Annotated in this window: 7 protein-coding genes, 1 pseudogene and 1 riboswitch; of the genes and pseudogenes, 1 reads left to right on the top strand and 7 read right to left on the bottom strand. The window is 53.6% G+C overall.

Annotation, left to right across the window (positions count from 1 at the left end; all coding sequences use genetic code 11):
- The 7 genes and pseudogenes from CCB157_RS14280 to CCB157_RS14250 form a co-directional block, all read right to left on the bottom strand.
- The coding region (locus CCB157_RS14280; RefSeq protein ID WP_143287070.1) for a transposase at window positions 1–191 on the bottom strand (191 nt) is incomplete at its 3' end.
- Between the two features lie 212 nt (window positions 192–403).
- Window positions 404–1,558: an N-methyl-L-tryptophan oxidase gene (gene solA / locus CCB157_RS14275; RefSeq protein ID WP_077616550.1), complete on the bottom strand. Its 1,155-nt coding sequence runs from the start codon at window positions 1,556–1,558 to the stop codon at window positions 404–406.
- Window positions 1,559–1,801: 243 nt separating this feature from the next.
- Window positions 1,802–2,644, bottom strand: coding sequence for a MetQ/NlpA family ABC transporter substrate-binding protein (locus CCB157_RS14270; RefSeq protein WP_077616549.1), 843 nt, complete (start codon window positions 2,642–2,644; stop codon window positions 1,802–1,804).
- Between the two features lie 316 nt (window positions 2,645–2,960).
- Window positions 2,961–3,622: pseudogene (locus CCB157_RS14265) on the bottom strand (methionine ABC transporter permease).
- Entirely contained in the window at window positions 3,612–4,655 is a 1,044-nt protein-coding gene (locus tag CCB157_RS14260; protein ID WP_077616548.1) for a methionine ABC transporter ATP-binding protein, read from the bottom strand. The pseudogene CCB157_RS14265 and the gene CCB157_RS14260 overlap by 11 nt, the downstream one beginning before the upstream one ends.
- A gap of 88 nt (window positions 4,656–4,743) precedes the next feature.
- Window positions 4,744–4,855, bottom strand: a riboswitch (SAM riboswitch).
- A gap of 345 nt (window positions 4,856–5,200) precedes the next feature.
- Window positions 5,201–5,536, bottom strand: a complete 336-nt coding sequence (locus tag CCB157_RS14255; protein WP_077616547.1) for a L,D-transpeptidase — start codon at window positions 5,534–5,536, stop codon at window positions 5,201–5,203.
- Window positions 5,537–5,742: 206 nt separating this feature from the next.
- The gene (locus CCB157_RS14250; protein ID WP_077616546.1) at window positions 5,743–7,569 is read right to left on the bottom strand and encodes a SpoIID/LytB domain-containing protein; all 1,827 of its coding nucleotides are present in this window, start codon (window positions 7,567–7,569) and stop codon (window positions 5,743–5,745) included.
- Between the two features lie 357 nt (window positions 7,570–7,926).
- Here CCB157_RS14250 and CCB157_RS14245 point away from each other — a divergent pair, with 357 nt between their 5' ends.
- Window positions 7,927–8,859: an RluA family pseudouridine synthase gene (locus CCB157_RS14245; RefSeq protein WP_077616545.1), complete on the top strand. Its 933-nt coding sequence runs from the start codon at window positions 7,927–7,929 to the stop codon at window positions 8,857–8,859.
- Window positions 8,860–9,052: the final 193 nt, after the last annotated feature.

Below are 9,052 nucleotides of genomic sequence, written 5' to 3'. Positions count from 1 at the left end.
CACAGAATAATCTTCATCATCATACGAGGATGATAGGAAGGACGACCCGTATCACGCAGGAAGGCTTCAAACGCTTCATCAGGAATCTGTTCGATGAGGTGGTGAATATGAAAGGCGATGTCATTTTCTTTTAATTTAATTTCTAAATCTAGGGGCAAAACCACTTGATTCATGTTATAATATTGAAACATAAGGATACCTCCGATAAGTAAATTGGCTATATTTTAATTTTATCAGAAGGTATCCTTATTTGACTTCTGAAAACCAATAAAAAAGAGTGGTACCTTCACCAACATGTTTTGGTGGGTACCACTCTTTTCAATTTAGCCTACTGGGTTTTGTCCCAGCCTCTTTGTCGGTCCGGTTTAGAATGCGATGCAAAGCGGCGCAGGATAACTTGGCTTTATCCGTCAGCTTTTTTGGTATTGAACCGCGACAGGGAGAAGCGGGAGATGTCGTGATCCGTGCGGCCCGTGAGAGCCAGCTGGGCTAGAAGTTCGCCGAGGGCGCTTGCAAACTTGAAACCGTGGCCAGAAAATCCGCAGGCGATGACGATGTTTTCGTTCTCCGGATGGCGGTCGATGATGAAATGGCTGTCGGGCGAGTGCGTCATGAGACACGTCTTGCCGGCGATTAACGGGCCGTCGGCCTTCGGCATGTATGTTTGCAAAAACGCGCGCAGATCGGCTTCATCGCTGGCGAACGCCCCGAAGTCTTGGCGGTGCCGGTCGGGGTCGATCGGCTGGCCGCCGTCCATTCGGCCGAGCTTTAGGCCGCTCGCGTTCGCATTCGGGAAGCCGTAATACATCCGGTCGCCGCCGTCCACGTAAAAGGACGGGAAGGTGGGCGCATCGTAGAGGCCTGCGGGTGTCTCGAACCAACCGAACACTTTGCGCACGGGCCGGAGAGGCAGGTTCAACCCGCTTAACAATTTCCCCGCCCAGGCGCCGACGGTGACGATGACCTTCTCGCCCCGAAACGAACCGGCGGGCGTTTGGACGTCAACGAACCCGTCTTGCCAATCCAGGGAATGAACGGGGGCGTCCGGCAAAAATTCCGCGCCGTTTTTCAGAGCGAGTTCTTTGTAAGCCTGAATCGCGTTTTCGCTGTAGATAAAGCCGGTCGTCGGTTCATAACAGCCGATGAAATGGTCGGGTACGCGAATGCCCGGCCACTTCGCTGCAACTTCCCGGGCGGACAAGACTTCCAGCGGCAAGTCATACGCCTTTGCGGCGGCGATGGTTTCCTGTAAGAACGGGGAATCGTTCGGGCCGAGCCCGAGCACGCCCGTTCGTTCGAAGATTTTATAGCCGGTTTCTGTTTCGAGCGCTTCCCAAAGCGTTTGTGCGCGCTTGGCCAGGACGACGTAATCCTTGCCTTCGCCGTAGGCGTGGCGGATCATGCGGGAGGCGCCGCCGTGGCTGGCGCGGTCGTGCGGGGGATGAAAGGCGTCGATCAACAGCGTCTTCGCCCCTTGCTTCGCCAAAAAGGCGCCGGCCGCCATCCCCATGGAACCGGCACCGACAACGATGATCTCGTATTCTTTTGCTCTTGGCATGTTTTCCCTCTCCCACATCTCTGTTTAACGTGAAAATTTAATCGGAGCACAGTCTTACGGCAACCCGGCGCCCAGGGGATTTTATACGAGCCTCATACCGTGAATCGTCAGGTTAGCGGTAAAATATAGATTCGGGGCCGGGGCGCCGTTTGCGAAAAAGCGCTTGGAAGCCTCCAAGCGCTGAAGAACATCATGACGGGGCGGGCGCCCATCGGGTTGCGCCCGCCCATCGTTTATAATGGATTATTTCGTGATCTCATCGATCGGTCTGTTCACAGGAATGGCGGCGCCTTTATAATGTTTCTTGATGAAATCGGCGACTTCTTTGGTATGGTAGATGTCGACGATTTTCTTATACGTTTTGTTGTTTTTGTCTTTGGTTTTCGCCGCGATGATATTGATATAGTCCACGTTCGACGCGTCTTCGCGGAAGATCGGGTCGTTGGTCGGGTTCAATCCGGCGTTGATCGCCATGTCGCAGTTGATGATGGCAGCGGTCGCATCATCGAGGCTGCGCGGGGTTTGCGCGGCGTTAACCGTTGTAATCTTCAGATGTTTCGGGTTGGAAGCGATGCCGTCCAAACCGTTCGAGACGGTGAATCCGTCTTTCAATTTGATGAGGCCGGCTTTTTGCATCAAGAGCAGGGCGCGGCCCAAGTTGGTCGAGTCGTTTGGAATGACGATTTGATCGCCGTCTTTAATATCTTTGATGTCTTTCACTTTTTTCGAATAAATGCCCATCGGCCAAATGTTGGTCGTACCGATCGCGGCTAAATCCAAATGGTGTTTCTTTTTAAAGTCGTTGAAGTAAACGATCGTTTGGAAAGCGTTGAGGTCGATGTCGCCGTCCGCCAAAGCGAGGTTCGGTTGGACATAGTCATCGAACCGGACGATTTTGATGTTGATGCCTTCTTTAGCCGCTTTCTTTTTAATGAGATTCCAGATCGGCACTTCGGCGGACGTCGTGCCGACTTTCACCGTTTTTTTGCTGCCGGAGTCGGCGGAACCGCCGCCTTTGTCGGATCCGCAAGCCGCGGTGGCGATGAGAAGAACGAAGCTGAAGAGAAGAACGAGTGCTTTCTTCATGGTGTACCTCCTGTTTATTTTGTGATTTTGTTTATAAAAAACCGAAATCGGTTTTTTATCGAATGACGTTGAGGCGGCAAGCGATTCGCGGATAGCGGGCGCCCCGCTACCAGAAACTCGGCTTTATATTTGAGCAACGGGAACCGGAGGCCTGGGATGCCCGCTTCACGCAGTGGATCGCACGGTGTAAGTTGGACCCGCCTTGAGGCGGCCGCTGAGTTTTGGTGAGCGGCGCAGGTTTTATAACACGCTAAAGCCGGTGAACCCAACGCGGTATGCCTTCGTGGGCCGGCGTATCAGGCGGCATGGCGTTCGATCATCTTCTCCGCAGCTTTTTCGAGATGTAATTCCCGATGGTTTGGATGATTTGGACAAAAACGACCAACAGCACGACGGTGATGATCGACACTTGGGTTTGAAACTGCTGGTAACCGTAAGTGATCGCCAGGTCGCCGAGCCTCCGGCGCCGACGGCACCGGCCATCGCCGTTGCCCCGATCAAGCCGATGGTGGCAATCGTCAATGACATGATGATGGAGCCAAGCGCCTCCGGCAAGAGAAAGCGCCAGATGATTTGCCACGGGGTGGCGCCCATCGCCTGGGCGACTTCGATGACCCCTTTATCCACCTCGAGCAGGGAGTTTTCCACGAGCCGCCCGATGTACGGCGCTGTAAAAAGCACCAAGGGCACGATCGCTGCGGTCGTGCCGGTCGCCGTTCCGACGACCCAGCGGGTAAACGGGATAATGGCGACGACTAAAATGATGAATGGAATCGACCGGAAGATGTTGATGATTGTACTTAAAACGGTAAAGACAATTTTTTGTTCCAAAATGCCGCCTTCGCGGGTGACGACGAGGATCACGCCCAAAGGAATCCCGATGAGGATGGCGAAAACGAGCGAGACCCCCACCATGTATAATGTCTGCTCAATGGAGACCCATAATTCCGGCCAAAACCAGGACCAATCAAATGGCATCGTCCGCCACCTCCTTGATGATGACTTCTTGCGATTGCATATACTGAACCGCCTGTTCGATGGCTTCCCGGTCGCCGGTTACGTCGACGAGGAGATTGCCGAACGGGATGCCCTGCATTTCCGTGATCGTGCCGTGCAGGATGTTGAGATCGACCGGAAAGCGTTTTGCCGTATTGGAGAGCAGCGGCTCGTTCGTCGCCGCGCCTTTGAATATGATTCTGAACAGGCGGCGGTTGCTGTTTTCCGACCGGCTCCGTTGGATCCATTCCCGGACCGTCGGCGGCACGCTGTCGTTCAGCACGGTTCGCACGAAATTTCTGGCAATTTCGGTTTTCGGCTCTGTAAAGACGTTTAAAACCGTATCCTCTTCGACGATCACGCCGTCTTCCAACACGGCGACGCGGTCGCAGGCGTCGCGAATGACGTTCATTTCATGGGTGATCATCAAAATGGTGATCCCAAGCTCATCCCGGACTTTTTTGAGCAGGTTTAAAACCGAACGGGTCGTATCGGGATCCAGCGCCGACGTCGCTTCGTCGCACAAGAGGATGTGCGGATCGGTCGCGAGCGCCCGCGCGATGCCGACGCGCTGCTTTTGTCCCCCCGACAATTGTTCCGGGTATTGGTTCGCTTTGTCCTCGAGGCCGACGAACGAAAGCAGCTGGTTCACTTTTTTCTCGATTTCGTGTTTCGGCCGGCCTTCGATGATGAGCGGCATGGCGACGTTACCGAAGACCGTTTTGGAATGCAGCAAGTTAAAATGCTGAAAGATCATGCCGATTTTCTTGCGCTGTTTTCTCAGCTCTTTAGGGGAGAGGCTCAAAAGATCGACGCCGTCGACAATGACCTTTCCGGAGGTCGGCCGCTCCAACAGGTTCACGCAGCGGAGCAAGGTGCTCTTGCCGGCGCCGCTGAAGCCGATGACGCCGAAAATCTCGCCTTTTTTTACATGAAGATTGATGCCTTTGAGCGCTTCGACGCGCTTGGCTTTGCCTTTTCCGTACACTTTGCGGACGTCTTGAAAAACGATCACGCGCGGATGCCTCCTTTCCTCGGTTCAAGTGGACAACCCCTGTTTAGAGATAAAAAAGCCTCTTTCATCCGAAAGAGGCTTTGAAAAAACCTTATCTTTCAGAATGAAAGGAATCATTCTGCAGGACTTGGCACCTTTCCCGGTCAGGGAAGGTTGCCGGACGTCATTGGGCCTGGTCCCTCAGTCTCTCTTGATAAGATTTTGTTATTCAGTTGTGATATTAAAATCGTATTTTGATAACAATAAATATCATAATGATGGTTCATGAACGTGTCAATTGCCTGTTTTTCCGCATTTATTCATGATAGCGATTACATCCGCGCCATATCAAGAAAAAATTTTTTTAAACAAAATGGATCTGCCCATGCGATTCAACTAAATGAGGCAAACGGGAAGCGGCGGCGCTGATGCATGAAGGCAATCGGCCGGCTGTTTTTAAGCGGTTGGAACGCTCGGTTTATCTCGTTTTGGCCGGCTGGAGCATCCCCCGGCAAGGGCGGGCACAAAAAATAGCCCGCTGCTTCATCCGCGTTTTTAACGGCGAGTTACGGATGAATGTGCACGGGCGTACCGATGGAAACGATGCGCGCGAGTTCGAGCACGTCGTGGTTTTGCAGGCGAATGCAGCCGTGGGAGACGTCCTTGCCGATTGACGAGGGATCGTTCGTCCCGTGGATGCCGTAGTGGGGCCTGGACAATCCCATCCACAAGACGCCGAACGGCCCGCCGGGGTGGGGCACCTTGTTGACGATTTTATATGTGCCGCTCGGCGTCGGCGTCAGCATCTTTCCGACGCCGATCGGATAGCTTTTGATCATTCTCTGGCCGCGGTATACGCTCAATCGGTGAGCTTTCAGGGCGATATCGATTCGGACCGCCATATCGACCACATCCCGTCGTGCGTTTTTATCGTGCCATGCCGCCTAATCTTTTATATGAGGCGGTGTCCCGGCGGGTGCGCGTCCCGTCGCTAAAGACGGTTTTCAAAAGGGAACGCCCCATCATCTGGGGTTAGAAAACATTCGAGGGGACAGTGCCCGGCCATTAAAAAAGGCCGCCTTCCGGGAAGGAGGCGGCGTTTTGCCGGTTATTTGACGTTTGAGACGTATTTGGCCGATACGTACCCTTTTTTGGCGCCAAATTTTATTTCGTACCACGATCCGGTTTTGCGGTAAATGGAAACCCGTTGTTTCTTTTTCAACACCCCGATGATTTTCGCTTGGGTTGATGGGGCTGAGCGGACGTTGAGGCGCGTGGCGTTTACCGTTCCGGATTTCAGTTTCGGAGCGGGTTTCGGTTTGTTCAAAGTATAAGACGACAAAACGGAAGCGCGGTTCTTGCCTGGATCGACCGCGATGATGCCAAAGGTATAGCGCTCGTTGTTCACCTTGGCGACATCCCAAACGGCGGTTTGTTTTCCGGCCTTTTTGGAAGCGTTGTTTAACAGGTAGCGCAAGATTTTTCCGGATTTGTCTTTGACATAAACGGTCACGGCGGCATTCTCGCTGATGGTGAAGGATAACGTCACTTTATTGGCCTTGGCGTCCAACCGGGCGCCGACATCCCGGATAACGGGCGGTTTCGTGTCTTTTGCCGGCGGTTTCGCGCCGGGTCCCGTTCCGTTGCTCGGGTCCGGATCGTAGGCTTTCACCAAAGCGGTGCCTTCATAATAGAATTTGAGAATATCTTTATAGGATTTTCCGGCTTCAGCCATATTATGGGCGCCCCATTGGCTCATCCCGACGCCGTGGCCGTAGCCCGCGCCATGCACAACGAAGCGATCCGATGATGTCCGATCAATGGAGGTGACATAATAGCTCGGCATCACGCTGAGGCCGACCATCGCCCGGATCCGTGAAGCGGGGACGTTCTGGAATGCGAGTTTTTGCGGGATCAACTTCCCGTTTTTATCGCGCTGGTCTTTGATCAAAAATTCGACGGTGATGTCGCCCCGCGTCACCCGTTTGCCCGAAGTCTTTTGATATAAAGAGAAAACGGGGATGCCGGTGATTTTGATCTCTTTATCCTTGTAACCGTTGGACTTCATCCAGTTTTTGATATTGGCCGTCAGCTCGGCATCTGTTTCTTTCGTTCCGTTCCACCATAACTCCGGTTTCACCAAATCTTTTTTTGCGAGGTCGATTTGCCGTTTGTGGATCGTAAAACTCCACGTTTGTTTCGGGTCATAAGGATCAGGCTTGGCCGGCAAATAGGGGAGGGGAGCGGTGCCCCAGGCGTTGGTGTTGGATTCGGTCATGCCGCCGTTGCTGGCGGAAAAAACCGCGCTGATCAGCTGGCCGTTGTATTTTAAAACTTGACCGGCCGTGCTTTCCACGGCTTTTTTGGTGTTCGCATACTCGTTGTAACCGCCGTACACTTGATAGTTGATCGTATCGTCAATGGTTGTGCCGATGTAGCCCAATACATAAGTCCGGGCGGCGACGGCTTGCGCCTTGAGCGCTTCAAGCGGCCAATAGTTCGGCATTTCCGACGGGACGACGCCTTTCAGGTAATCTTCGATGTTGACGAGGTTGGTCGGGCGAACGACCGATCCGTTTTCGACGACAAAGTTAAAGCTGCCCGGATAAGGCCGGTTATTGATGGAAAGGACGCTGCCGTTCACATCGGGGGCCACCGACAGCGCTGCGGCGGTGCCCAATCGTTTGGAGCCGTCATATAAAGCGAGACGGCCGTTTTCCGCCTTGAGTTGATAGGGATGGTTCGGTTCTAGTTTGATATGGTTAAGGTCGGTGCTGTAACGGCCGGTCGCTTTTAACGTCACCGACTTCGGCGATCCCAAATAGTTTTTTAATTTGACCTGCACGACCGGTTCGGATGCCGCGTCGGCGGGAGGCAGCGGCCATAGACCGAGGACGAGCATCAAGGAGATTGCGAGAAGGACGATTTTTTTCAAGCCATTTCACCATGCCCCCGTAAAAGATTTTGAATTTATGTGATTTGATTTTAATGGATTTATAGATGGACAACAATAGCATGATAGAAAAATTTAGGCATCCCGGAGCGGATCCCGGATGGGCGCGCCGGGCCGAATCCTGGCGGAAAGGACAACGGGAAAGTGCGTATAAAGGCAGCGTTGTTCGTGAGCGCGCGGTGTCATTCATTGGAAGAACGCCGGTTTTGCCCGCCGTTTATTTTTGTTGGCGAATGGGAGTAAAATGATAGACAAGAGGCAGGGGCGGCATCGGACGCGCCCCGCCCGACAGGCACAAAATGTCAGGGCCTATTGGAAGGAACAAAGCCATCAAAAATCATGACGACCGAAAGGAAAATCAGCGTGACGCACAATCGATCGAAAACGCGAACGGAAAAAAATATCGAAGTGACCATCCAAGAACCGGCTCAGTTGCTTACTTTTCTCCGCACCCTTTTTCCAAAACGGGGCAGAAATGCCGTGAAGGCCATGCTTGCCCGCGGGCAGGTGACCGTCGACGACCGGGTCGTGACCCGGCACGATCATCCGCTTGAGCCGGGGCAGATCGTGCGGATCCTCCAAGGGAAGCCGAAGGGATTCATGAAGTTATACGGGCTCCGGATTCTTTATGAAGACGATGACCTCATCGTCGTCGACAAGGCGAGCGGGCTATTGACGATCGCTTCGGACAAAGAAAAAGAGCGGACCGCGTATCGGCAGCTGATGACGTACGTCCAGAAGGGCCATCCCGATCGGCGCATCTTTATCGTCCACCGCCTCGACCGCGATACGTCCGGAGTGTTGGTGTTTGCCAAAAAGGCCGACGTCAAGGAACGCCTGCAGAATGAGTGGAAGACGCTCGTCTTTGAGCGCCGGTATGTCGCCCTCGTTGAAGGGGAAGTGAAAAAACCTTCCGGAACGATTACGTCATGGTTGAAAGAGAGCAAAACCCATCTCATGTATTCCAGCAACCGGCCGGGCGACGGTAAAAAAGCGGTGACGCATTACAAGGTCATCCGCGCCAATCGTTCCTTTTCCCTTTTGGACGTGCGCCTCGAAACCGGACGGAAAAACCAAATCCGCGTCCACATGAAGGACATCGGACATCCGGTCGTCGGCGACAAAAAATACGGCGCGACGTCCAAGGCGATCGGGCGCCTCGGCCTGCACGCCCGCGTCCTGGCTTTTAAACATCCGACGACCGGCGAAACGCTCCGCTTTGAAACGCCCATTCCCGAAGCGTTTCTCTCTCCGTTTCAGTCGGAGGATTAAAAAGAAACCCGTCGAAACGAACGCGCGTGGTCTGAATGCCGCGCGCGTTCGCATTCTCCCGATGGAAAAAATATTCCGGCAGAGGCGCGGGGTGGCGAGCCGAAAAGGCAAGGCGCTGCGCATCCGCTTGCGGAAATGGATTAAGCTCTCCGGCATCAAGGATAGGGGCGAAGCGGGCTGTGCATTGTCCAAT

This window comes from Caenibacillus caldisaponilyticus (assembly GCF_002003465.1).
Lineage (GTDB): Bacteria > Bacillota > Bacilli > Bacillales > Sporolactobacillaceae > Caenibacillus > Caenibacillus caldisaponilyticus.
Note: the sequence above shows the minus strand (reverse complement) of the source record. Positions and strands in the feature narration are given on the sequence as shown.